Source organism: Cyclobacterium amurskyense (genome assembly GCF_001050135.1).
GTDB lineage: Bacteria > Bacteroidota > Bacteroidia > Cytophagales > Cyclobacteriaceae > Cyclobacterium > Cyclobacterium amurskyense.
The window spans coordinates 4468846-4494543 of record NZ_CP012040.1 but is presented as its reverse complement, the minus strand read 5'-3'; the positions used below and the strand labels follow the sequence as shown (position 1 = coordinate 4494543).

Genomic DNA, 25698 nt, shown 5'->3' with positions numbered 1-25698 from the left:
ATTTCACCATAGCGGTGTTATGCTAAAATCTCAAAACAGTCTGATCTTCTTGCGATTGCAACACTTCCCATAAACACGGGACAGACATCACCCCTGACTATCGTCAGAGCGAAGAAATTCTATTAAATGATCCGGGTTGAACCGAGATTTCACACACCATAACTCAACCAATTAATTTTAATTGGAGGTATCAAATTTTATATAATGACGTATTTCTCTATTTCAGTTAACAAAAAAATTATGTGACAAGGAAAGCCCATTGTTCACCCAAAATTCCTACCTATCAATTTGGACTTGCTTTCTCGCTGAAATTGTTGGTCTTGCTTTAAAACCCAGAATTCCTACCTTAAATCCAAAACGAAAATGCAAGTCAACACCAGTACTTTCCCAAACAAGCCCTCTCAGACACAAATCAATTTTCGATACCAATTGTTGATTTTCTACTTTTGTATATTAAAATAAAACTAAATCTTAATTTAATACTATTACACAAAATATAAGTATTCGGAATATGGGAATATAAACTACCTACAATTTTCTTAAAACATTAGCTTACAATAATAAGTGGTCTAAATAATGAAATTGATATAAATTCACCTTCCTGAATCCTATTAAATTTAAAACAATAAAACTACATTTCAATGTATATTTTAATTATTTTGCTAAAAACTAAAAGAAATATTCACCTAATTACTTATTAACACTACGTATTGTTAAAAAAATTTAAGCTATTGTACTATTAATATTATTTGAAGAGTTTTGTTTAAGTAATTAGTAATCTTTGATTAGGTTAAAAAATTGAACTCAGCCCCTTTAGGGTTAGGTGAAATGAAGTTAGGATTTTTCATTGCACCCATCAAAATTCTGGCTTATTCAAATTTTAACCGAATAAATCGTGGTCGGTAAAGGTGCGGCTGTTTTTTAATTGCTGGAAAAAAATCAAATGAATTGATGTTATAACTTATTAACAACTCATTTTGTCGGGACAAATGGGGATGGGCTTTGGCATTGTAACTAATCAATTGGATACCATCTTTAAGGTCATCTGCAGCATCCCAAACAGGTATAATAGGTCCAAAAGGGCCTACAGGAGACAAGCCCAACCTCAACCCAACTTCAGTCCCAATGGCATCTTTTTGAAAAACCATAGCGTACCTTCCATCTTTTAAAGGCGTAACACTTAGCTCATTGGAGGCACGGTCAGCGATAGGACTCGCCTTTAGCATTTCTTTTTGCCAATCGACTCCATCCCAAAACCTCCATGAAGCGAATTTCTCAATGTCTTTAGGTCTTACTCTGGCCACCAGAACTTCTTTTTTTACGCCTTTAACACCATATATGTACACAAAGCCATCAGGATTAACTGCTCCAGAACTGTGGGTATTCACCAAAACTCCTGCACCGAAAGAACCTGTGGCCTCAGGACTCCCTTCCATATAAAAAGGAGTGTCAATTTGCCGATGATCGGAAAAAGGAGGCTTACTCCCCTCAGGAATAACAATTAATACATTTCCAACTTCCTTGAATGGGAAAACTTCAGCATCTGTTGTTTGGATCCGGTACCCAAAAAGATAAATATCATTTCTCTTTTCATCATTAACAAAACCATCTCCGAGCCAGAAATATTCTCCAGGTTTTGAAGCAACTGTATTGGGTATAAAAATAGACCTGGGCATTCCATTTTCATCTTCGTCCCAATGAAAAGATACCGCAGTGTCCAATGGCGCTGCTCCTTTGATTATCGCCACAGAATTGTTGATCATCTGAAAGGTTGAATCAACTTTTCCATCCTTGATTTCGCCTATTAAACTATCACTAAATAACACAAGTGTTTGGCTTTCGGCAGCAGTATTGACGCTGTCCAAACCGTCTAGTGAAAGGGTGAAAATTCCATCTCCGCCAAACCATCCATTATTGCGTATAAACAGATCGTTCCAATCCGCTGCTTCTGAAACAGAATATTTTATTTCACTTATGGAAGGAGGTGCTAATTTGATTTTCACTTTATAAACTGCACATGCTGTCATAAGTAAACTAAATGCCATTAAAAGCAAAAAAATACCGGAGAATTCAAACTTTCTAAAGTCAAAAACCAGATCAAATATTTTTTTGCTAAAATTCATTTTCCGCGATTTATTTAATAGGAGATATTAAAACTTTTCCAATTGGATCACTAGTGATTTAACCCTAATCAACCAAAAAACTTGCTATCAATTTAGAATCAAATGCCACAAATCAGATTGTTAATTAATTCCCTAATATACTAGTGTATTTTCAATTGGTTTATCACAATTTCAGGAGCTGTTTCAGGCAAATTACAGGTATTGTTTTGACAAACATAAATATAGGTTTCCTTATCTACATACCTATTTAAGAACAAGGGCAGTGAACTTTCTGAAGGACTAGCCACCACCAAAGTATTGGGCAAGTGGGCTTTTTGAAGAGAGGATAACAAATTCTTTGCATTTTCCCCAACTACAGCTATTTCGTAGAATGGATAGGTATGATTCATCAAAAGATTGTTCCACCTACCATAACCTGATGGATTCTCCGTTGTCAGGGGCAATATGGTAGAGCTCATATTCTTTGACTTTTTTATAAGTTTAGGTTCATATAATAAATGACCAAGCAAAAAGCCATTTTCAGCCATTACAGCATTTGGTGAAGGCATGACTCCGTCATGGGTGTTTATCAGTGTTGAAATAAGTACATTGTTTTGATTATAACGGTATAAACCTGAGGCTTCATCCTCAAAAAGCTGATTGGCCTCTTTGTGCAGCGCTTCAGCTTTTTCCAGGTAACTAGTATCCATGGTAGCGCTGTATAATTTTATTAAAGCATTTACCATAAAGGAATAATCCTCCAAAAAACCTTCTAATTTACGACCTCCTTTTTTGTAAGAATGTATCAGTTGCAGGTTCTCTAAAGAGTTTTTATTGATAAAGTGAAAAACTTCAATGGCACGTGCTAAATAACGATGGTCTTCAAAAGCGAAGTAAGCGTCTAAATAGCCATTAATTAGTAAAGCATTCCAGGAAGTGATAATTTTATCGTCAATATCGGGTTTGGTTCTTTGCGCCCTTTTTTCCAGCAATAATGTTTTCCATCGATTTTTTAGAACATTTAAATCATTTTTAGTCAGTCCATTGCCTTCCGAAAATAGCGAATCACTTTCATGACGGTACAATACCAAATTTCCATTTTCTCCTACATCTTTTGGATTAATGGCATAATAAGAGAAAAATAGGGGATAGTCCTCTCCGAGGGTTTGGGCTAGCTCCTCCTGATTCCAAATATAATATTTACCTTCTTCCCCATCCGTATCTGCATTCAATGCCGCAAAATATCCGCCAGCTTCATCTTTCATTTCTCTTTCCAGAAAATCAATAGTGGTTATAACTACCTCCTTATAGAGCGGGCTTTTAAATATTTGAAAGGCTTTTGAATAAATACTTATCATTTGAGCATTGTCGTAAAGCATTTTTTCAAAATGTGGATATTTCCATTCCTCATCCGTACTGTATCGGAAGAATCCTCCCCCTATCTGGTCATAGATCCCACCCATAGCCATTTTATCTAGCGATTTTTTTATATGTACCTTGGCTTCTTCATCTCCTTCCAATGCAATATAATTCATTAAAAAATCAAGGTTGGAAGGCATCATAAACTTTTGCTGCCCCTGATCCCCTCCATGGACAGTGTCCCACAAAGGCCTCCATTGCTTCACAATGTCCTTTGCTATCTCCTTAGGTAATTCTTCTTGATCATGCACTACTTGGATCTGATTTGCCTCCTTTACCCCATTGGCAACCCTTTCTGCATATTCACTTGCCTTGGCTGGGTTCTCTAGATAGAAATCCCTTACCTGCGTCAATACCTCCTGCCATTCCTCTCTGCTATGATAAGTGCCAGCATACAATGGTTTTCCATTCGGCAAAGTGACCACATTTAGCGGCCATCCTCCGCTCCCCTTCATCAATTGAAGTGCTGTCATGTACACCATGTCCACATCTGGTCTTTCCTCTCTGTCTACTTTAATGTTAATGAAGTTTTCGTTCATAAATGCTGCGATTTCTTCATTCTCAAAACTTTCCTTCTCCATCACATGGCACCAATGGCAAGAGGAATAACCAATGCTTACAATTACAAGTTTGTCTTGTTCTTCTGCTATACTTAATGCCTTTTCGCTCCAAGGAACCCAGTCTACGGGGTTGTGAGCATGCTGTAATAAATATGGGCTAGTTTCATTTACCAAGGCGTTGGTTTGCGCATGGTTGTCATTTTCATGCTTGGATTGACTACATGCCGCTAACCCTAATAAAAAGAGTAAACAAAGAATTGTCAGCACAGGAAAATCCTTAATCATACCTATTTTGGTGTAACTAAAAGGGTATAAGTTCGAAACTTTAGATTTGCACATCCATCTCTTCAATTTGTATCTACAAACAATTTATGTAATAGCTTTACTAATATACATTTGGGATAAGATCTGTTTAGGGGTTTACTTTAATTAGTTGAAGATAACCGTTATTTTTTGCAAAAAGAATCCCTTCTGCCCCTCCAGCCAATGTAATTTTCTGTGCATCTTTCACTTCTCCTTTTACAAATAAACCGCTTTCATAAGGCATTTGGCTTTTAAAATCTCCCCTCCCATCTCCCAACAAAAGTCCACCATATGAAGCATCATTTCTAGGAGTTTCAACTTCCGACCCATATAGATTTCCAGCAAACACAACATCTAAATTCCCATCCTTATTCACATCCATGGGCACCATGGCATTTATAGAAGCCAACTGAGCAAAATTGTCTAACATTGATAATTTAAAGCGTCCATCCCCCAAGTTTTTCATATAATAATGGGCAAAGCTTTTCACCTGATAATGGGTAGATTTTTCTAAATGATCTGTCGTATATATGTCTTCCAAACTAGCCGTTGCATAAGAGTGGTAATCTTTAAATTTTGCCTTTATTGCAGGTATCTGTTGTGAAGAACACTCTCTGCCTCTGACAGGCACATTTATACCTTGTTCTTTATCCACATAACTTAGCACCAGATCTTGTTGCTCATTATTGTCATAGTCGTAGGCAAATAAGCTAAATGGGGATTCTTCTGAAGCCTGGTATTTATAATTTTTCCCTAAATTCCCTACAATAAAATCATCCAGACCATCTTTGTCAAAATCATCCATCACTAATCCAGACCACCAACCTGTGGCTTCACCAATTCCCATTGCTTCGCTTTGGTCGATAAATTTACCTTCCTTATTTTTTAAATAGGTAATCCCCATCCATTCACCTACTAACATCAGGTCCTTAAATGCGTCCCCATCGAGATTTATCCATTTGGCCTGTGTGACCATTCCCAAATCATCTAAAGCTGGTGCTATCTCCTCCGTTACATCAATGAATTTTACCGTGGATAAACTGCTTTCATTTCTCAGAATATAACTTTTTGGCGCGTTCGGATAGGCTCGTGGACTAACCCTTCCTCCGACGAATAAATCCAAGTCACCATCATTGTCGTAGTCAGCTTGTTCCACCACAGCACTACTTGCACGCATTTCCGGGAGCGCTTGTGCCATTTTCTCAAATACACCATCCCCTTTATTTTGGTAAAATTTATCTTGATAATACGGATCTCCTGCCCTGTACTCATTCCCTCCGCATACGACATACAAATCCAATAGTCCATCCCCATTGGCATCAAAAAAAACAGCTCCTGTATCTTCCTGCATTTTATCTGCCTTCCAAAGATCTTCAGACACTTCTGAGAAAGTGCCGTCAACATTTTGACGGTACAGCTTTCCTGCAAAATTGTGTGCCCCTCCAATATAAAAATCATCCAAACCATCATTGTCTATATCAGCTACAGCCAAAGCAGGACCGTATTCTGATATTTTATGAGGAAGCAATACCTGGTATTGGAAATCATTGAATTTATTTTCTTCGTGTTTATGGTCTAGCAACACTTCTTTGGTAATGTCTTTGAAATACTTCGGCTGATTTTCAACTTGAAGTTCACCGCTTTGACGGGCATTTTGGTGGGCCAGCTCAAGTACCTGATTAACTGGTTGATTTTCTATCACCTGTACTTTCCCATCCGGCCATAAAACCTTTAACCTCGCAATATTTTCTTTCTTCCCTACACCAAAATGAACAATAGGTTCGACGGAAGATTGAAAGCCTCGTGTCATAGACATTTCCTGAAACTGCATTTCCGATCCATCCTCAATCCATATTTTACAGCCAATGCCAAAGGCATTCCCTTCTGGACCTTTCAATTTTATTCTTAAATAATTGTTTAAGTCCTGATCACTTGCAGTGTTTTCATACAATGCACTTTTATCATCCAGGTTATTTACAACAAGGTCCAGGTCGCCATCATTGTCAAGATCAGCATAGGCAACACCATTTGAAAAGCCATTAAAATTGATTCCCCATTCTTTAGAGACATCTGTAAAAGTGAGATCTCCATTGTTTTTAAAAGCAAAATTGTCAATTTTTTCAGAGGGGATTTCCAATGTTAGTTTCAGGGTGTTTTCCGATTCAAAATTCTTCACTTCATCACTTCTAAAATAATCGCTATTGTTGATGTCTCTCCTAACCCCGTTGGTAACATAAACATCTTTCCAACCGTCGTTATCAAAATCTGCAAACAGCGAAGCCCAGCTCCAATCTGTAGCACTTAAACCTGTAAACTTGGCAATGTCTGCAAAAAATGGCAAGCCCGAAGGATTATTCCCCAGGTTCATTTGTAAGGTGTTTATAGAATATTGATGGTGCATATCATTGTCCACAATATTATAAAACCGCTCCGGATCCATGCTGTCCATATTTTCCTTGGCTCTACGGTAACTTTTAGGCATCATGTCAACCTGATAAATATCCAATAAACCATCATTATTGAAATCCCCAACATCAAGCCCCATCCCAAAATAGGAGGTATGGTTGGTAAGGTTCAGGTTTTCATCGGTGAATGTTCCGTCCTTGTTATTGATTAAAAAATAATCCGGAGTGCTAAAATCATTTGAAACATAAATATCCGGCCAATTGTCCTGGTTAAAATCAGCTACTGAAACGCCAAGTGATAAGCCATATTTGGCCAATCCTGAAGCAATCGTAACATCCGTAAACTTCTGGTTGCCTTCATTTTTGTATAACCTGTCGCTGCGATGATAAGGGGCCAGGTCCCTATAACTTAAAAACTCCAATATATTGGTCCTAGAGGAAACTATTGGATAATTTATCACATAAAGGTCCATGTCACCATCCATGTCGTAATCAAAAAAGACAGCCTGTGTACTATTTCCTTCGTCTGCTAAGCCATAGGCTTCTGCTGACTCTGTAAAAGTCGGTACCCCTCCCTCATTTGCATCATTGATATAAAGGAGGTTTTTGGTCGTTTCCCATTTTCCCGAAACACTTACATAAATGTCAAGCCAGCCATCTTGATTGGCATCCCCCATGGTCACACCTGTTGCCCATCTGGCATCTCCTCCCACTCCTGCCTCTTCGGTTATGTCTTCAAATTGCATGCTTCCTTTGTTCAGGTAAAGCTTGTTTTCTACCATATTACCGGTAAAATAAACATCTTGTAGGCCATCGTTATTCAAGTCGCCAATGGCCACTCCTCCTCCCATATAGATGTACATGTAATTGAAATAATTTACCGAATCATTCTCTGTCAAAATATTTTGGAAACCAATGCCTGATGTCTTGCTTGATAATTGATTGAATAAATGTGCCTCCTTTTTTACCGTCGTATTGTTACAACTGAATAACACTAAAAGGCCAAGGGTGATACACAATAATTGACCTGTTTTAAATTTTCTATTTAGCATTGGGGAAAAGGAAGTACCTATAATTGTTTTACTCATTATTAATTCTTGTTCCAATATTAACCAAACCTAGAATATATATTATTTTAACCCCAACTAAAATCACAAACAGAAAGTCGATTGACTATTTTAGGTAGAATAATAAACGATAAAATAAATAATCAGAAATTATAAAATAACCTCAGATTCAAATCTGTAATTTTTTGATTTGAATCTGTGGTTATATTCTATTAAAATTAACTAAATTTTATTCACCATAGCCAGGGTTCTGAGTAATGCTATTGTTACTTCTTTGAATTTCTTCTCTTGGAATTGGAAACAAATAGTAATAATCACCAGGCCATGGAAATCTCGGATCCACTTCATCTATTGGGCCATAAGTGAAATTTAATTTCCCTAACAAATCTCCTTCCTCAGCATTTGTCCAATCCATGGTAACTTTACTCAAACCTCTTATTGGGAACAAGTCTATTTTTCCAGGTGCATCTTTCCACCTTAGCAAGTCCCAAAAATGAATATCTTCAAGATGCAACTCAACAGCCCGTTCGTTTTTATAATCCCTTATCAGCTCAGTACCAGAACTGGCAATATCAGGCATATTCACGGAAGGCCTGCGCCTAACTTTATTGATGTATTCTCTGGCGACTTCCTCATTTCCCAAAGCAATCTGGGTTTCAGCATAATTCAAATAAAATTCAGGAAGTCTCATAAATATCATCAACTGGTTATAATCGAAGTCAAAACTTGCCCTTGGACCATTAAAATCCAGAAGTTTTCTAAAAGTATAGCCTGTTTGAACCCTCCAATGAAACGGCGTTAGTCCTTTGACCCAATAGGTTTCAGAATCTCTACCAAAGTCAAACAATTCCTGATTGTTATTGGGATCCACTTTGTTGGGGTTTTGGTAAGGAGGTAAATTATCAGGATTTGGATTGGCATCTTCCCAATACTCGTACAACCTCACGGTACTTTTGGATCCATCAATAATGTTGACAGGACCAGCCCCTGGATAAAGAATATAACTGTAATACCTTGGATCCCTGTCTTTGTTGGGTTCTTGCTCATCATAACCGGATGCAGGATTTACTGTGGTACCATCCGGAAGGTATGGATACTCTCCATTGGCCATCTGAAACATATTGATAAAAGTTTGAGTTGGCATTATTCTCTGCCTTGCGTCGAAGCCACTAGGCCAAAAATCATAGTTGTAGCCCCAGTCAGGAATCCTAGATCCTGCAGTAAAAGAGCGCCCAAAGATAGTTTCATCTGTTTTAACTGGTTGCTTGAACAAATCTTCATGGGTAGGATGCAAAGTATAGCCAGCGTCTATTACCGCTTTATTGGCCGTAGCAGCAGCCTGCCACTTGGAGATGTCATTGGATGGATTGTTTAAAGGGCTCGCCATATACAACAGCATTCTGGCTTTTAATCCCAAGGCAGCATTTTTACTAATTTTGCCAGGCTCCTGTGAATACCCATCCAGTAGCTCTATAGCCAATTCAGTTTCAGACAAAACAAAATTCGCACACTCTTCATAACTATTTCTGCTGACATCAAAGGATTCATCACTCAAGCTAAAGCTATTGGTTATTATTGGCACACCACCAAATGTGCGGATCAGCTCAAAATACATCCAAGCTCTCAAAAAATGCACTTCCCCTTTCATTCTATTCAATGCCTGCTCATCGATTTGAGAATCTTCTACCTTTTCAAAAAATATGTTTGCCCTCCTAATGTAGTCGTATTCCTCCGCCCAAATATTGGTAAGTTGCGTAACATTATCAGAATTAATATTTCCTTCCAAGTATTGTCTTATTCCTCCTGATCTATTGTGTGTATCGGGTGCAGATGCAGCAATATCCGTCATGCCAATATACCCACCTGTTCCTGGACTCCAGTGGGGTTTTATTCCGTTGTAAATATTGTAAACATAATTTTGTAAGAACACCGGATCCGTAAATACGTTTTCTTCTGAAATTGCATCTAAAGGCTGGCGTTCCAAGAGATTTTCATTGCATGAAGTGAAAATAAAGCCGGAAACAATTAGAATAACTAACCTCTTAATCATATTGATTTTATATATGTTATCTTTCATAATATTTAAAAAGTTAGGTTAAGTCCAAATCCAAGAGAGCGCATATTAGGGTAAATCCCTCCCTTACCACTAAGAAATTCCGGATCTCCTGCACCAAACTTTTCCAAACTGTTATAAATAAGGAATAAATTTTCGCCAGATAAGTAAAGCCTGGCTCCGGAAATACCGATTTTTTCCGAAATTTTATCAGGTATGCTATAACCCAATTCAGCAGATTTAAAACGTATCCAGGTTGAAGTATGATACCAGAAATCATTGTTATTGGCTGCAAAACCAACAGGTCTTATTCTGGGTAATAATGCATTCGTATTGTTTAAATCATAGCTGTTGTTGGCAACATATTCAAGTCCGTTTCCATTGGCTCCAGAATCAAACCCATTGTCAAGTCGAAACTTTCCTCCATCCTGCCCTTGTAACAAAAATGTAAGGTCAAAAGTCTTGTAATCGAAACCAAAAGTCAGCCCAAATTGGGATTTAGGAAATGGATTCGTATTGTATCGGTACCTGTCATTCCCATCGATAACATTGTCGTTATTTAAATCTTCGAAGATTAACCCTCCCAAAGAAGCATTGGGATAGTTGATGTTGTTATCTAAATCTGACTGATTCCTATATATTCCTATCGCTTTGTAGACCAGTTCAGAGCCAAACTGTCTTCCCTCCTGCTTTTGATAAGGTTCAGCTTGTGGAACTTCATCAAAAAAGATTACCTTATTGTCATTGTAAGAATAATTGGCACTTACTCTAAAGCTTACTTCCCCAAGATACTGACGGTAGCCCAATTGAAACTCTATGCCTTGGCTCTCCATCTCCCCTATGTTTTCATCTGGTAGCACCAAACCTGTATATTGAGGTATTGAGGCTTGTCGCGCTCCTAGAATATTGCTTGTCTTGGTTTTGTAAATGTCAGTTTCAAAAGTTACCTTGTCTTCCAAAAAAGCAAGTTCAAGTCCTATATCTGTGGTTTCTGATACTTCCCAAGTTATATTTGGGTTTGGTGTGGTCAGTGCCGCTATTCCACGGACATCATTTCCATCCACTACCCAGCCGGTACCATAGCCAAATCTTCCTATGTACTGAAAAGGGTTAACCCGGTCATTTCCCAATTGACCCCAGGAAGCCCTAAGCTTTATATTGCTAAAAAGCTCATCTGAAACAAAGGATTCATTACTGATTACCCAACCTGCAGAAACGCCAGGGAAAAAGCCCCACCTTGTTTCTTTAGGGAAAATGGGAGAACCATCATACCTGAAATTAAAACCCAATAAATATTTACTGGCGTAATCATAGCTTACTCTACCGAAATAGTTTCTTCTTGAACTCTGTCCAGCCCCACCACTATTGTTCCAGTTGCTCCGGTTTTCACTTCCTGCAAAAAGTTGATCAATTTGTGGGGAGTCATAACCCAGTCGTTGTGCCCAGAAAAAATTATCCTCATAGGACATCTGCTCGTAGGCTACGAAGCCATTGATTTTATGCACTTCATTTATGGTTGTTAGGTACTTGATTTTCGAATTAAGGGTGATCCTTGAACTTTGGTTAAAATCTTCCCGTAAGCCAATGTCTTCTACTGTACGAGATGTTCTTTTGACAATTTCCCCTTGAGAATTTTTCTCATAATAATCCCAAACAAAGTCAAAGGATTTATTGTAATTAAATGTCTTGACAATGGAAGCAAACCCATCAATGCTGAGCCCTTCAAGGAATGGGATTTTGTATTCATATCTGAAGGTTCCATTAATCACATCATTGGTATACTTACGATAGCCAGGGCTCAATAATCTGGCTGCCGGATTTAAATGGGACCATCCTTCTCCCGGATACCTGTAATCTCCATCAATATATGCTTCTTGTAGTGGGCTAGTGGAAGCAAAAGCGCCAATCGCTCCGGATCCTCCCTGTGGTGACCTGGTAAATTTTTCTCGTAAGGAAAGATCTAGCCCTACCTCCAAATCATCCGTGACGGTTACATCCAGATTTGCTCTTATATTGTATTGTTTCAATTTAGTAATGTCATCAGCTCTAAGAATTCCACCTTGCGAAACCGTTCCCAGAGAAGTAAAATACCTGATTTTATCAGAACCTCCTCTCATGGTGAGGGATTGTCGACCAATCACTGCTGGAGGATCTACCAGTGCTTCCCACCAGTCCTCTGCTCTTCTGTCTCCATTTCTAAAAGCCTGAATTAACTCATCTGGAAAATCCGGTGCCGTACCATCCAATGCCCGGCTCTGATTTAAAACATTGATGTAATCAAAAACATTGGAAGTCCTAACACGAGTAGTTGGGGATTGGAACAAATGGCTTGTAGAAAAATTAAAGGTTGGTTTTCCCGATTTTCCCCGCTTAGTAGTCACTAAAATTACCCCACCAGCAGACTGAGCACCATAAATTGCGGCTGAAGCATCCTTAAGGACAGAGATAGACTCTATATCATTTGGATCCAGCCGATTTAGCCCATCGGGGTCAGCATTAGCAACACCATCAATTACTATTAGTGCAGAATTGTCTCTGGTGGTGTTGAACCCCCTAATCAAGATTTGGGCATCATCAAAGCCGGGCATGGCGCTTCGTTGGTTAACATACAGGCCTGCCAGTTTACCTGAGAGTGCATTGGAAAGGGAAACAGCCGAAGACTTTTTAATGTCTTCTCCTGAAGCCTGGACTACAGCATTTGTCAATTCTGACTTTTTTGCTGTTCCATATCCAACCACAATCACCTCATCCAATGCCTGGGCATTTTCTAAAAGCACAATGTTTATTGTTGTTTGATTGGCTACTGCTATTGTTTGGGTTTGAAACCCAATAAATGAAAACACCAACGATGCGCCTTCCGGAACTGAAATGGAATATTTTCCATCCAAATCTGTGGCAGTACCTATAGTTGTGCCTGGAACAGAAATTGTTGCACCCGGAATTGGCTGTCCACTTTCATCTAATACAGTTCCTGTAACATTGATGTCAAATACTTGTTTTGCAGTTGGCGAATTCTCGTTTGGAAAACCATCTAAAGCCATTGCACTAGCGTTGACCATAATTAGAATGAAAAAAATCAATAACCAGCGACGGGAATATAGATTGAAATTCCTCAATAGGTACTTTGTCATTTTTAAAATAGTTTAAGTATTTATTAAACATGAGCACTGGACTTCTAATAAGAAGTAAACTAAAAAGGTCTAGTCAACTATTTAAAGAGACAAACCTTTCTATTGATGCTAAAAGCAATACTCAATAATCCATTTACATGAAACCATGATAATCAATGGAATTCTACCTAAACTATGTTTTTATCTGGGCAATGAATAAAATCTGTAAGTAGGTTTTGAAGAAAGTAAATCCTTCAAAAACTTGGCTATTGGGTGTATTGCATTAATTGATTTTCAGTCAGAGTCATCTCTTCTGGCCATCCTGGGTTGTTTCATTGGGTTTACTTTTAAGTTAATTCGTTTTTTTTACAACTAATTCTATATAAAGCCTTGAAAGCTATTCATTCCTAAAGAATGGAAATCTCTTTTCAATTGTTAGTAATTTAAAAAATACCCTAATCAGCTACTCAATCCTTTCTATAAATTAAATAGGTAAAGTTCAATGATAATGAACTTATTCTTCGTTACAATACTAAATATTACGAATAATAATTAACTTATTTTAACTTTCACAGAGTTTTAACAAAAAAAATTATATTAAATAGTCAATAAGTCAATAAATATTAATTTTTACGCACATTTAGGGTAAAATAGAGCAATAATAGGTACACTTCAAATGGACCTATTCCTTATATAAACAGGTTGAGAACGGTCAAAATCAAATAATTAGTTGGTTATTAAGACCTTTGTTAAAAAAAAATATTTTCAACAATTAAAAAGTGGCTGAATCTGATTGATTCTATTTGGATAATCACTTTACTAATACCATAAAAAAACTGGTCAATAAAAACCTCTAGAGGATCCTACCGACCAGTTTCTATATTTAAATCTAAATAGATTAGATTAAACCCAAAATATGCAATAGACACTCTATTACGTGCTGAAATCGCTTAAAAATCAGCCACTTCGTTGCTGTTTTCAATTTCACCATAGCGGTGCTATGCTAAAATCTCCAAACAGCCTGATTTTCTTGCGATTGCAACACTTCCCGTAAACACGGGACAGGCTTCACCCCTGACTATTGTCAGGACGGAGAAATTCTATTACAGGTCGGGTTAAATCACACGTCCACCTGTTTGCCAAAGATCAGCATTAGTGCCTAATTTTTCTTTTAAAGGCAATGTTATCTCATTCAAATGGTTTATCATATCTGTGGTAAGCTGAACGTCCATTGTTTTAAGGTTTTTTCTAACTTGCTCTGCATTTCTACCTCCTACAATTGGTGCAGCAACCCCTTTTTGAGCTAGAAGCCAGGCTAGACTAAGGTTTCCCATAGACACATTGGATTCATCAGCAAACTTTTTAATTTCTTTAATAGTTTGAAAGGTTAAATCCTCACACCCTTCGTCCTGATGTCTCGCTTGAGATCTATCTTTTGAAAAGTGTCTTGTTCTTGCTCTATCATCAGGAACTTGTTCAGCAGAATCAAATTTCCCGGTTAATAAGCCTTGCATTATGGGAGAATAACATAAAATTGGCACATTATCAGATATACACTGAGGAAGAATATTGTATTCTATCGCTCTAAAAATCAAATTATAGGCCATTTGATTGCTACTGACGGTAAAACCTGATTCTTTGCAAGTATCTAAGCTTTGATTCCCAAAATTAGAAACGCCATATGCCCTAATTTTCCCATCATCTTTCAATTTCTGGAGTGCTCCTAAGGTATCTACCAAAGGAATGTCGGGGTTTGGCCAGTGAAGCTGATAAAGATCTATATAATCCGTCTTAAGGTTTTTCAAACCTTTTTCACATGCTTTGATTACATTTTCGGGCAGAAAATCCTGAGGACCTACTTTAGAAGCAATAATCATCTCTTTTCTTTTATCTCCCAATGCCTCTGCCAATAAATTCTCAGAAGCACCATTGCCATAGGCCTCAGCTGTATCAAAGGTTGTTATCCCATTGTCAAACGCTTCGCGCATGGCCTCCAATGAATCCTTTTTATCCTGATGCCCCCAATTAAAACCTCCTACAACGGCCCAACAACCAAAAATCAATCTTGAAATTTCAAAATCGGTGTGGGGCAATTTATAATTTTCCATAATAACTAATATTAATTTATTGTTGAGATAATTTTTCTATTTAGTCCACTCAGTAACTATAAAAATATTGGCATTTTATTATTTAAATACACATTTTATGAATACAAAGTGGTTGTCATGGGTTTATGTTTCTTCTCACAAAACTAGCGAAATATGCTATTTTGAGTGTTAATCTTAATTAAACCCGAAATATGCAATAGACAATCTATTACATAATCCGCGTTAAAATATATGCTGCAATAAGCATCCAAATTTTAATCTATTTACAAATTGATTTTGAAGAATCAGCTAAATGCCATTAATTCTTAAAAGCCAAACCTTGTAGGAAACCACTAATAAAAGCAGCTTGCTTAGCCCTGGTATCTTCACCAAAATGCACATGATCAGTAAAGAGCCCTTCTCCTAAGTTTAAGGTGAACTGATGTAGATCTATTATGGGGACACTTCGGGCTCCGAATACTTTGTCTGCAACCTCGTTATAATTGGCTACGTCTGCAGCATATCTATGAAAGGATTGCTGTTTCGAATTGTGCTGTTCATCGTCCACAGGAGTAGTTCTTACCCAAATCATTGGAATACCTTTATTGGCCAGTAAGGCATGAATTTGTTCCAAATTTTCTTTATAGCTTGCTAAGGCTACCTGCTTTTTTCCAGATTCCACATTGGTTTTGATATCATGTAAACCACAATTGATTAATACTATATCCGGCTGAAAATCCGGAGTTTTTAGCTTTGCCTTCAAATAGGCCAAAACCATACCAGAATCTCCTCCATTGGCACCCTTGGGAACATCCAAATTACTAGAATCAGCCCCTTCATCTCTTTTTCTATCGTACTCATATATGCCTTCAAGGTATTTCTCCAGATAAGGGCCATATTGGATAGAAATACTGTCCCCAATTACAAATAGTTTTGGTTGAGGGTTCAAATGCAAGTTAAACAAGAGAAAACCGATTACAAAAATGGACCAGATTTTAGCCAAAAACATCATATTTATAACAGTTTATTTTTCTTGTCCTACTTCTATGCACTTACAAACGGGGTTTTGCTCTCTTGCAAAATTCATCCCTTGACGCCACCACTTTTTCATTTGATAAGGGTCAAAAATAAGTGAATTTTCAGTGAGCACTGCCGGAGGGTAGTAAAAATTTAATTTTACTTGTCGCTTATTACTAAGCAACTCTCCTATTTTGATATCATCACTACTGATCTGATCCAGCATAAAATCAAAAGCCCTTGTTGTCAATTCCAATGCATTACGTACAGGTCTCTTCAACGCTCTACCTGCTCTGGCTTTTAATACAATTACATCAACCTCAGTGGCTCCTCGATAGATGGCTTCTGAAATGGGGACCAAGTCAGCAAAACCGCCATCTGCGTACTCACAACCATCTTTCTCCAATAAACTCATAAATGGAACAATATTGGAAGATGCCCAAATCCATTCACAAAAATCCATATAAGTGCAATCCTTTAACCTTTTATACTCTACAGTATTGGTGCTCAAATTAGAAACCGTAATAAATACTTCAGCCTTGTTGTTTTGCATCCTTTCAAAGTCTGCAGGAGTAATGATTTTCTTAATTAACTTAAACAGATTCTTACTTTCTCCAAAAGTCTTTTTACCCCTCAAAAACATTTTGATTGTACTAAAATGGTTAATCCGTGTTTTGAAGACTCCCCCATCTTTATATATAATAAAAGGATTGGTACTAAAGATGGCATCTTGAGTTACTGAAGTATAAATCGCCCTGATTTTTTCAATTTCATTGATCGAAAGCAAGGGTACCAATAAACTACCTGTAGATGTGCCTACAAATATGTCATAATCAAAATTACACTCTCTGATCAGGTATTCAGCAATTCCGCCTCCAAATGCGCCTTTGCTCCCTCCTCCTGAAATAACCAATGCTCTTTTATTTTGCATTCTTTAATTACTTGAAATAAATCACTTTAAAACTTGAACTTCGATATTCTCCAAAATAATTTCTGACAAGAGCTCTAAGTCACCATTTTTGAATAACAGAGATAATTCTTCCACGGAGATCGACTCATCTTCTGGCTTATAATTTTCATAATCCTGTAATACCAGGCCTGAAACCTCATGCTTATTTATGGCCTTCCTAAACCTTAAACCTCCACCATCGGTGTGATAAGAATAGGCAAGATAATCTACATGGTGGGTTTCCTGATTAATCCAATACAAAAATTCGTCTTGAAAATCCTCTCCTCCTCCATTTTCTTTAAAAGTCACTTTTACCAAATGGTAATTATTGCCTTCAATTTCCTCTAAGCCCAAATACGCTTTAATAACCGCCTCATCATTTAGTCCATAAGGCAAAAATGTAAAATAGGCTACTGAATTAACAGAATTGGAATATGCCAATCTCTTTTCATCAGAAAGGCTAACTTCCTCATCGTCTATAGTGCGAGTAAAGCCATCATCATTAAGGACATCTTTTACTCTTTTAGCCTCTTCAGTGAAAGAACGGGTATACCTAAACGAATTTGGAGATTTGAATATCTCATATTGCCTATCTCTGAAAGTGAAACTTATCTGGGCAGATTTAAACAAATCTCCTCCATGGGCTTCAATCGATTCATTGATTATTTTTTCTGATTTATCTGGTCTACTACAACCAACTATTAATAAGAGCAAAAAGAGATAACAATAATTATTGTACATGAAGGCATTTTTCAATTTATCACTATCCGAAATTAATATTAATATTAAACTTTTACTGCCAATTTTCATAATTTATCCAAAACAGTTCGTGTTTCGCTACCATCTTCTAGTGTTGCTGATTGTCGATAACGAATTAACAATACAGCCATTGTAAATAATAAGGTATACTCGGTAAAAACCACCCATATATGCTCATTATAATCTTGTCCCATGTAGGCATGATACGACAAGAAAACCAAGCCACTCCAAGCAATAAATAGCTTATTGGCTGTGAAAATGCTAAGCCCTAAGGCAGGAATCAAGTACCAAGGGTGAACAGTGGTCTGAAGCAATAAAAAGACCAGATACATCCAAACCATTTTGGAGGCTAAATCGGTAGTATTCATGCTCTTTCTCATTATCCCTATCCCTAATAGCAATGCTGCAGCTATAAAATTAAGTGAAGGACCAAGTGTTCCTATGGGATTATAATCTATAAAAAGCCCTGAAATCCACCTTAACAGATAATAAATGGAAGCATTAAATTCAAAGCTACTTTGATACAGACGGAAACTGGTATAGAAATTAGTCAATTGCCCTCCAAAAATAAGTGGGGCAAATAGAATGAGTAGGGAAATACTTGAAATGAAAACAAATTTGAAAAAACTGGTTTTATTCCAGGCACTTAACCAAACAGGAGCGATTAGCATGGGGCTTAATTTAAGTCCAACTGCCAAGCTCCATCCCAAAGCTGTGAGTTTTTCATGATTTTGACTATAATAATATAGCGCAATGAGCAGTCCCGTCAATACCATCCCTTCAAAATGAAGGTTACCAGTCACTTCCATTATAACCAAAGGATTAAAGGCATACCAAGCCAAGCGGTAACCCGGAAGTTTTAAATTGCTCAATATGTTTTTAATCAACCACAGATTCACCAATTCAAAAAGAAAAACAATACTTCTTAAAGAAAGGATATTGAGATAAATATCCTCCCCTACCCAGGTTGAAATCCAAAAAACCAACTGGTGTAAGGGTGGGTAAACGGAAAAATAACTGGGAGAATTCATTTTAGTCACTAAGGTTTCCCAATAATTATTTGCTGGGATTGCACCCGATTCTAACAATCCACTGGGCAAGTAGGCATAAGGATTAATACCATACCCAATTAATTGTCCATCAAAAAAATACCTGTAGAAGTCATCCGAAAGTACTGGCCAGGCACCTATTAACAAGAACCTTAATACTGAAGCGCTTATGAGAATAAAAACAAAGGAATAATTACGTTTTTTTGAAGCCTGTACCAGAAATAGATAAGCACAAAAACCTAACGAAAACAAAGACAACTGAGGTATAAATGCTTCACGAGGCAAGAAATACCCCATACCCACAATGGACAGGGAATACAATAAAAGAGCGAAATAGGTTTTCAAAAGTCTATACTTATTTATTAAGTTTCAACTCATCACGAAGAAATTCATCTTCCAATGCTTTTCTATTCCAGTAATCGATCACTTTAGTCCCTTTTCGCTCGGCTTTGGTAAGCTCTTTTTGTCCATTTTTGTTCGTTTGTTCTTCTTCCCATCCTAGTATTTCGTAAGGGAACTCTTTTTCATAATTTATACGCAAAACCCGATTACCCGAGCTATAAGTTACTTCAAGTTGACTTCTATTTTCACTTACATCTGTAGTTCGTATAAAGACTTCTTCTGAAATAAATTCTCTATGGGTCAATCGCTGATGAATTAGTGATGGCCACATATTAACAGACCCAATGGGAACTTGATTGGGATTTATCCGAATTAAATTCCATAAATCATCTTCAGCTATACCGTTTAAAGAGAATGAATAAGAACCCTCCTCCTCAAAGTAGGAAAACAACTCTCCATCATAGCTGTCGCCACTATTGAGATTAAGCTGGGTGAATGACTGCCCACACCACTCTTGAGAGGAAGCGGTAAACTTTAGTCCTTGTGAGGCCTCCTTGGTAGGAGTAAATGCAGAAAGCATCATATGGTAAGGGTATATACCTGTAATAAACTCCCTTGTATGATTCATTTTAAGGACTGAAATCTTATCCCTACCAGCTTGAGAAGGGTCGTCCAACTTTACTTGCTTTTTCCTAGAAAAATCTTCCGCAACAAAAATCAATACCGCTTCGCCTTCTCTAGCTTCACCATAGCGGTATTGGGTTAGGCTGTAACTATTAATCTCAGCTTTGCCTTGAAACCAATATTCTCCCCATTCATTGAAATCTACATTTTCTCTTTGAGGTCTATTACAAGCAAACGCCAAGAATAAAATAAACAAACCGATTAAACTTCTCATAGCCTTTAATTTTACGTATAATTTAAAAAAAATAATCGGATTTGTTGCCGGTATATAGCGGATAGTATTTCAGTACTTACCTGTACTTCCATATGGTGTAAAGAATTTTATACCCAGCTCCAAAAACTCCTTTCACTGTTCCACTGACTTTAGATACCCCGATTCTTTTTCTATAATTCACTGGTACTTCCGTATATTTAAGCCCATTTTTAACTGCCTTAATTTGCATTTCTATGGTCCAACCGTAATTTTCATCCTCCATATCTAAGGCTTTCAATTTATCCCAGCGAATGGCTCGAAATGGCCCCAAATCGGAAAATTCAGCCTTAAACAATTGACACATTAACTTTGTAGCCAACCAATTGCCGAAAATTTGTGGTACCGTCATTGAACCATTTTCTCTACTTCCTTTGGCTCTAGACCCAATGACCATATCCATTTTTTTCTGAAGGATCGGTTCGAGAATTATTTCCATTTCTTCAGGGTAGTCACTATAATCCGCATCCAAAAAAACAACTATATCCGGAGGGAAATCCATATTGTCTAAATAAGACAAGCCCTTAAGGCAGGCTTTCCCATAGCCTTTTTGCGGTTCATCCAGAACGATGGCTCCTGCTGCCTGGCTCACCTGCCGGGTATCATCTTTGGAATTGTTATTTACCACTATTATATTTCTAACAAAATCAGGAATATCTGCGATCACTTTCCCAATAGCACTGGCCTCATTGAAAGCTGGAATAATTACATCTATTAACATAAATTGGATCTAAAAATCTATTATAGATTTTTTTAACATATTGTTTTCTAAACTATCAAAGCTCTTAGGCTTTGATCAAATAACTTTTGAATGAGGTTATACTTACCAAGGTAAATCCAACAGCCAGCATACCGTGAAATGCTATCATTTCATAGGTTCCTGTAATAAGTGAAAAAACAACCATGGCATTAAATACCAATGCTAAGATAGCTTCCAGGTAGGCTGTGGGCGGTATTTTCAGTTGATTATAGGTATTACTTATCCAATTCTGTTCTTTATCTGTCAAATTGTATTTCGGTGTGCGAACAAATGGAGACCTCTTACCCGTCAAACCTTCCCAAACGGCTTGTGCATTGTGCACAGAGAGCCCCATAGAGACGGCTAAAAAAACAGGGAGTTCCCATAAAAACCTAAAGAAGCTCTTAATCGTGAAATTTTTAAGATTAAGATTGGCGAAAAAATAAACCGCTGCTATAATTACAAAACCAAAGAGGAAAAAGGCGGCAAATTTAAAATATTCAAGTGGAATAAGCCCTTGATAAAATCCCCACCAAACAGGAATGCTTGACAAGCTAACCAAAAGTATGGCTATAAAAATTGTTGAATTCAATAAATGAGCGACTGCATGTATTTTCACTTTCATCGGGAATTTCCCTGTCAATACATGGCCCAAATGCTTCATAGCACATTCAGCTCCACCTTTTGTCCATCGAAATTGCTGGGATTTAATCGCTGACATCACCGGAGGTAACTCAGCAGGAGAAACCACATCTGGTCGGTATACAAACTCCCAACCTCTTTGCTGGGCCCTGTAACTTAAGTCAAGGTCTTCAGTGAGGGTGTCTGCCTGCCAATTGCCTGCATCAAGTATGCAGCTTTTACGCCAGATTCCTCCGGTTCCATTGAAATTGATAAAAGCTTTTTGAGAATTTCTGCCCATTTGCTCCACCATAAAATGGGCATCCAAAGCAAAAGCCTGAAGTCGCGTAAAAAGAGAATAATCCTCATTTAAATGTCCCCACCTGGATTGAACCATCCCTACATTTTCTTCCGTAAAGTGACCGACCGTCTTTAATAAAAAGTCAGGATCGGGAATAAAATCAGCATCAAAAATGGCTATAAGCTCTCCTTTCGCCTTCTCCAACCCTTCTTTCAATGCACCTGCCTTAAAGCCTACTCTATTTTCCCTATGTATGTATTTAAAATCTACTTCAGGATAAGCCTTCAAGCATTCTTTAATAAGATTCGCAGTTTCATCTGTACTATCATCTAGTAACTGAATTTCGAGCTTTTCCGCGGGATATTGCATTTGTGCAATGGCATGAATAAGTCTTTTCACTACGTACTTTTCATTAAACACAGGTAACTGAATGGTAACAAAAGGAAGCCCTTTGTCAGCCATTGAAGCCAAGGGTATTTTATTGTCTTTAAATTTAAAAAAGTGCCATAATAAATTGGCTTGTGCAAAACTGTAAAATAAAATAAAACACATGGCTAAGCCATATATCCCCAAAAACAAATTAATCAACATTTCTAAATTTTTGCTTTAACTGAATCATTGCCTATAATAATCGGCATGTCATTGATTCTCCCCTCTTCTTTACCATTTTCCAACTTCAATACTCCACGAGGGCAAACTGCTGAACAAACCCCACAACCTACACAGGAAGATCGGACAATGTTTTGGCCTCTTTGCGCATACCATCTAACATCAATGCCCATTTCGCAATAGGTAGAGCAATTGCCACAAGATATACACTGGCCACCATTGGTAGTAATCCTAAACCTCGATTTAAACCTTTGCACCAATCCTAAGTAAGCTGCCAAAGGACAACCAAATCTACACCACACCCGGTTCCCCATAAAAGGATAAAATCCAGTTCCAACCACACCTGCAAATAGAGAACCTATTGCAAACCCATAAATGGAATGCAATTGATCTGTTGCCTGCCCCAATAGCTCAAAACTCATGAAATAATTTGTAATGGTCAGTCCTGTCATCACCACAGCGAAAACGAGTACAGAATGAATTAGGTACCGCTCTATTTTCCAAGATTTTACAGATTTATCAGACAATTGACGATAAGGGTCACCCAAAGTTTCTGCCAGGCCACCACATCCACACACCCAGCTACAATACCACCTCTTGCCATATAAATAGGTAAATAATGGAACACCTACAACTATTAAAAGTATGCCGAGAATAAGCATAAACATACCCAAAGCACCTGAGTTGATCATTCCATCCAAACGGTATTCATAGAAAAAAGAATAATCCAATGGCCAAATATTTTTAAAATCATGCCAAGGTTTATTGAATAATACCAATATTTCCGGTAGAATAAAGGCAAATGACAACTGGAAAAACATAACTGAGGTAGTTCGAATCAGTTGGTAATTATTCCCTTTGTATTTTCTGAACATTCTAAGACCCATCACCAAAATAGCAAATGAATAGATAAAGCCATATAAAAACCATTGGCTAGCAGGCCCTCCGGATAAAAAATGACTTATAGGATCCACCATTAAAACCAAATTTGTAATGTATTCAGGAAACCAATATAGAACAATATAAAAAAGAATCAGGTAAGTACCCGTAATCATTCCTAACCATCCTCTGGCCATCATGGAGGAGAAAAATATACCATCATTCTTGATACCGGCAGGCTCATCTCTATATAAAGGCAATATATACAAAAGACCTCCTAAAATCGTTAAGCCTATAGATAATGATAAATACAACAAAGGGTTATCTACTACAGGCCCTATTGAAGCCGCTTTGGTGATTGGAAAGGCATAATTATCCCAAATTACTTTATCCCACTCCTGATTGTCTTTCAAAGCCTCATTGTAGGTATTAAAATATTCCTTAAATGAAGAAATAAAGGAAGTGTTGGAAGAATATACTTTACCAAACATAGGGCTAAGTATTTCTACCATTGCTTCAGAATGAATATCTTTTGTTACTGCTATGGTAGTTACTTCATCCAACCGATAATTTCCTATAAAAGGAAGTACGGTAAAAATTACCAATCCAATTATAGTAAGCACTACTCCAATTTTTTGAAGACTTTTCATGAGTTGAAACCAAATATTTTATGAAACATAGACTTTTTAGACAACTGCACATTTCGGCCCTTATCTTGGTTGTATTTATGAACCACTTCCATATGGTGATTGGTAAAAAATTCCGGGTTGAAGCTTGCTTCAGCTAAAAGTTTTATCACCTTGTCAGAGTCCCATCCTTCTTTGATTGCCTTATCGAAAAAGGCATGCCTCATTCTCCAACCAAACACATTGGTAGCCAATAGTCGATCCTGAGCATCAAACAGCAAACGAATGGCTATTTTTCTCGTTTCGTCTTCCCAGTAGAAAGACCATTTATCCTTACCCCATGAAGTAGGTAAAAACCCATAGGTTTGGTATTCTATGTCAAAAAATTTGGCAGAGTTAAACCAAATGCCGGGTTTGTATTCGACAGGGCTTTCATGTGTTAAATTAAAGGCCAATGTCTCACCGTGCATCCTTCCTGTATACCAAACTTGTTCTATATTTTTCCTATCCGGACCGGGAGCTTCCATAAACTCAACACAATCGCCAATGGCATACACCTCGGGAATATTGGTTTGAAATTTTTTATCAACGACTATACCCCTATTGGTTTTTAAATCGGTATTCTTCAAAAAATCAATGTTTGGACTTACTCCAGCAGTTAGGCCAACAAATTCACAAGGAATGATTTCTCCTGTAGAGGTTTTGACTGCTTTTACAGCTCCATTTCCATCATCTATTATTTCTAAGAGTTCGGTATCCAATCTCAAATCTATATGATGTTCCATTATGTGATTGGCCACCAACTCCGCCTCATCTGTAGGCAGAACATTGTCCCAAAAACTTTTGCCTCTTACTAAGAAAGTGACAGGGATCTTTCTGGATGCGAACATTTCAGCCATTTCAACTCCTATCAAACCCCCACCAACGATCACTGCTCGTGAGATTACATTTGTACGTTGCTCCATGCTTTCCAAATCCTGAAAGCTGTACAAACCTTGAACTCCAAGTAAATCCTGACCGGGCCAACCAAACTTATTAGGTTTAGAACCGGTAGCTAAAATCAATTTTTCAAATGAAAGTTTTTCTCCATTCTCAAACAATAAAAAGCGTTGGCTAAAATCTACATTTTTCACCCAACCAAACTTTAGGTCTATTCTATTTTTACTCCAAAAATCATCTGCATAGGGTTTCGTGTGTTCATATTTCATATGCCCCATGTAAATGTACATCAAGGCGGTACGAGAGAAAAAATGTTCTGTCTCTCCAGAAACAAGGATGATTTTTACCTGACTGTCTACTTTTCTGATGTGTCGTGCACAGGTAACTCCTGAAATTCCATTTCCTACAATAACGATTTGATGTGATCCATTCATAAATCAAATGATAATAAAATTTCCCTAGGAGACTAAAACAAGAAATAAACAATTGCATTAATGACCTAAATCATCATAAAAACCATCCATCACCTACTATTTTCCATTTTAACAAAGCATAGGCAATGTCAGTTCAATTTTATAACTATGGTAGAGCCAACAATAGATTATCAACAGGCCCAGGGTGAAACAATCTAAGCAAAGTGATAAAGAAGTAGTTCTACAATCAAAAACTCATACAAGTGCTAAGTCAAATTAATTGTTAATTAGTCTTACTATTACTCCTCAAACCAAAGGGTGGGCAAACACGAAAACTGTTCTATCAATGTAGTTAAAAACATTCATCCATTGCTCTATTTTAATCCAATAATTACTTTGTGATTGTTGAATTTAT

15 protein-coding genes are annotated in these 25698 nt (G+C 37.3%); all 15 read right to left on the bottom strand.

What is annotated here, in order from left to right; genetic code table 11:
• Positions 1–869: 869 nt before the first annotated feature.
• Positions 870–2123: a DUF4185 domain-containing protein gene (locus tag CA2015_RS18305; RefSeq protein ID WP_053086707.1), complete on the bottom strand. Its 1254-nt coding sequence runs from the start codon at positions 2121–2123 to the stop codon at positions 870–872.
• Between the two features lie 140 nt (positions 2124–2263).
• Positions 2264–4366 (bottom strand): thioredoxin domain-containing protein, encoded by a 2103-nt coding sequence (locus CA2015_RS18300; RefSeq protein WP_048643207.1) that lies wholly within the window; start codon positions 4364–4366, stop codon positions 2264–2266.
• Between the two features lie 127 nt (positions 4367–4493).
• On the bottom strand, positions 4494–7877 hold the full coding sequence (locus CA2015_RS18295; RefSeq protein ID WP_240477837.1) for a VCBS repeat-containing protein: 3384 nt from the start codon (positions 7875–7877) through the stop codon (positions 4494–4496).
• 208 nt (positions 7878–8085) lie between these two features.
• Positions 8086–9933, bottom strand: a complete 1848-nt coding sequence (locus CA2015_RS18290) for a RagB/SusD family nutrient uptake outer membrane protein (protein ID WP_048643206.1) — start codon at positions 9931–9933, stop codon at positions 8086–8088.
• A 5-nt stretch (positions 9934–9938) separates the two neighbouring features.
• Positions 9939–13040, bottom strand: a complete 3102-nt coding sequence (locus tag CA2015_RS18285) for a SusC/RagA family TonB-linked outer membrane protein (RefSeq protein WP_084011884.1) — start codon at positions 13038–13040, stop codon at positions 9939–9941.
• Between the two features lie 1094 nt (positions 13041–14134).
• Positions 14135–15127, bottom strand: a complete 993-nt coding sequence (locus tag CA2015_RS18280) for an aldo/keto reductase (protein WP_048643204.1) — start codon at positions 15125–15127, stop codon at positions 14135–14137.
• A 298-nt stretch (positions 15128–15425) separates the two neighbouring features.
• Complete coding sequence (locus CA2015_RS18275; protein ID WP_048643203.1) at positions 15426–16118, bottom strand: SGNH/GDSL hydrolase family protein; 693 nt, start codon at positions 16116–16118, stop codon at positions 15426–15428.
• 12 nt (positions 16119–16130) lie between these two features.
• Positions 16131–17054, bottom strand: coding sequence for a patatin-like phospholipase family protein (locus tag CA2015_RS18270; protein WP_048643202.1), 924 nt, complete (start codon positions 17052–17054; stop codon positions 16131–16133).
• Between the two features lie 21 nt (positions 17055–17075).
• The gene (locus CA2015_RS18265; protein WP_048644609.1) at positions 17076–17813 is read right to left on the bottom strand and encodes a DUF6503 family protein; all 738 of its coding nucleotides are present in this window, start codon (positions 17811–17813) and stop codon (positions 17076–17078) included.
• Between the two features lie 65 nt (positions 17814–17878).
• Positions 17879–19225, bottom strand: coding sequence for a carotene biosynthesis protein (locus CA2015_RS18260; RefSeq protein ID WP_240477836.1), 1347 nt, complete (start codon positions 19223–19225; stop codon positions 17879–17881).
• Between the two features lie 10 nt (positions 19226–19235).
• Positions 19236–20120 carry a hypothetical protein gene (locus tag CA2015_RS18255; protein ID WP_048643200.1) on the bottom strand — a complete coding sequence of 295 codons (885 nt, stop codon included), beginning with the start codon at positions 20118–20120 and terminating at the stop codon, positions 19236–19238.
• Positions 20121–20196: 76 nt separating this feature from the next.
• Complete coding sequence (locus CA2015_RS18250; RefSeq protein ID WP_048643199.1) at positions 20197–20877, bottom strand: glycosyltransferase family 2 protein; 681 nt, start codon at positions 20875–20877, stop codon at positions 20197–20199.
• 64 nt (positions 20878–20941) lie between these two features.
• On the bottom strand, positions 20942–22408 hold the full coding sequence (locus CA2015_RS18245; RefSeq protein WP_048643198.1) for a cellulose synthase family protein: 1467 nt from the start codon (positions 22406–22408) through the stop codon (positions 20942–20944).
• Positions 22409–22410: 2 nt separating this feature from the next.
• Positions 22411–23955: a 4Fe-4S binding protein gene (locus CA2015_RS18240; RefSeq protein WP_048643197.1), complete on the bottom strand. Its 1545-nt coding sequence runs from the start codon at positions 23953–23955 to the stop codon at positions 22411–22413.
• On the bottom strand, positions 23952–25304 hold the full coding sequence (locus tag CA2015_RS18235) for an NAD(P)/FAD-dependent oxidoreductase (protein ID WP_048643196.1): 1353 nt from the start codon (positions 25302–25304) through the stop codon (positions 23952–23954). Before CA2015_RS18235 ends, CA2015_RS18240 begins: the two co-directional genes overlap by 4 nt.
• Positions 25305–25698: the final 394 nt, after the last annotated feature.

What these genes read in the sequence shown, in the direction of transcription:
- CA2015_RS18305 (WP_053086707.1), bottom strand. Translation starts at nt 2,123, where the DNA reads ATGAATTTTAGCAAAAAAATATTTGATCTGGTTTTTGACTTTAGAAAG.
- CA2015_RS18300 (WP_048643207.1), bottom strand. Translation starts at nt 4,366, where the DNA reads ATGATTAAGGATTTTCCTGTGCTGACAATTCTTTGTTTACTCTTTTTA.
- CA2015_RS18295 (WP_240477837.1), bottom strand. Translation starts at nt 7,877, where the DNA reads ATGAGTAAAACAATTATAGGTACTTCCTTTTCCCCAATGCTAAATAGA.
- CA2015_RS18290 (WP_048643206.1), bottom strand. Translation starts at nt 9,933, where the DNA reads ATGAAAGATAACATATATAAAATCAATATGATTAAGAGGTTAGTTATT.
- CA2015_RS18285 (WP_084011884.1), bottom strand. Translation starts at nt 13,040, where the DNA reads ATGACAAAGTACCTATTGAGGAATTTCAATCTATATTCCCGTCGCTGG.
- CA2015_RS18280 (WP_048643204.1), bottom strand. Translation starts at nt 15,127, where the DNA reads ATGGAAAATTATAAATTGCCCCACACCGATTTTGAAATTTCAAGATTG.
- CA2015_RS18275 (WP_048643203.1), bottom strand. Translation starts at nt 16,118, where the DNA reads ATGATGTTTTTGGCTAAAATCTGGTCCATTTTTGTAATCGGTTTTCTC.
- CA2015_RS18270 (WP_048643202.1), bottom strand. Translation starts at nt 17,054, where the DNA reads ATGCAAAATAAAAGAGCATTGGTTATTTCAGGAGGAGGGAGCAAAGGC.
- CA2015_RS18265 (WP_048644609.1), bottom strand. Translation starts at nt 17,813, where the DNA reads ATGTACAATAATTATTGTTATCTCTTTTTGCTCTTATTAATAGTTGGT.
- CA2015_RS18255 (WP_048643200.1), bottom strand. Translation starts at nt 20,120, where the DNA reads ATGAGAAGTTTAATCGGTTTGTTTATTTTATTCTTGGCGTTTGCTTGT.
- CA2015_RS18250 (WP_048643199.1), bottom strand. Translation starts at nt 20,877, where the DNA reads ATGTTAATAGATGTAATTATTCCAGCTTTCAATGAGGCCAGTGCTATT.
- CA2015_RS18245 (WP_048643198.1), bottom strand. Translation starts at nt 22,408, where the DNA reads ATGTTGATTAATTTGTTTTTGGGGATATATGGCTTAGCCATGTGTTTT.
- CA2015_RS18240 (WP_048643197.1), bottom strand. Translation starts at nt 23,955, where the DNA reads ATGAAAAGTCTTCAAAAAATTGGAGTAGTGCTTACTATAATTGGATTG.
- CA2015_RS18235 (WP_048643196.1), bottom strand. Translation starts at nt 25,304, where the DNA reads ATGAATGGATCACATCAAATCGTTATTGTAGGAAATGGAATTTCAGGA.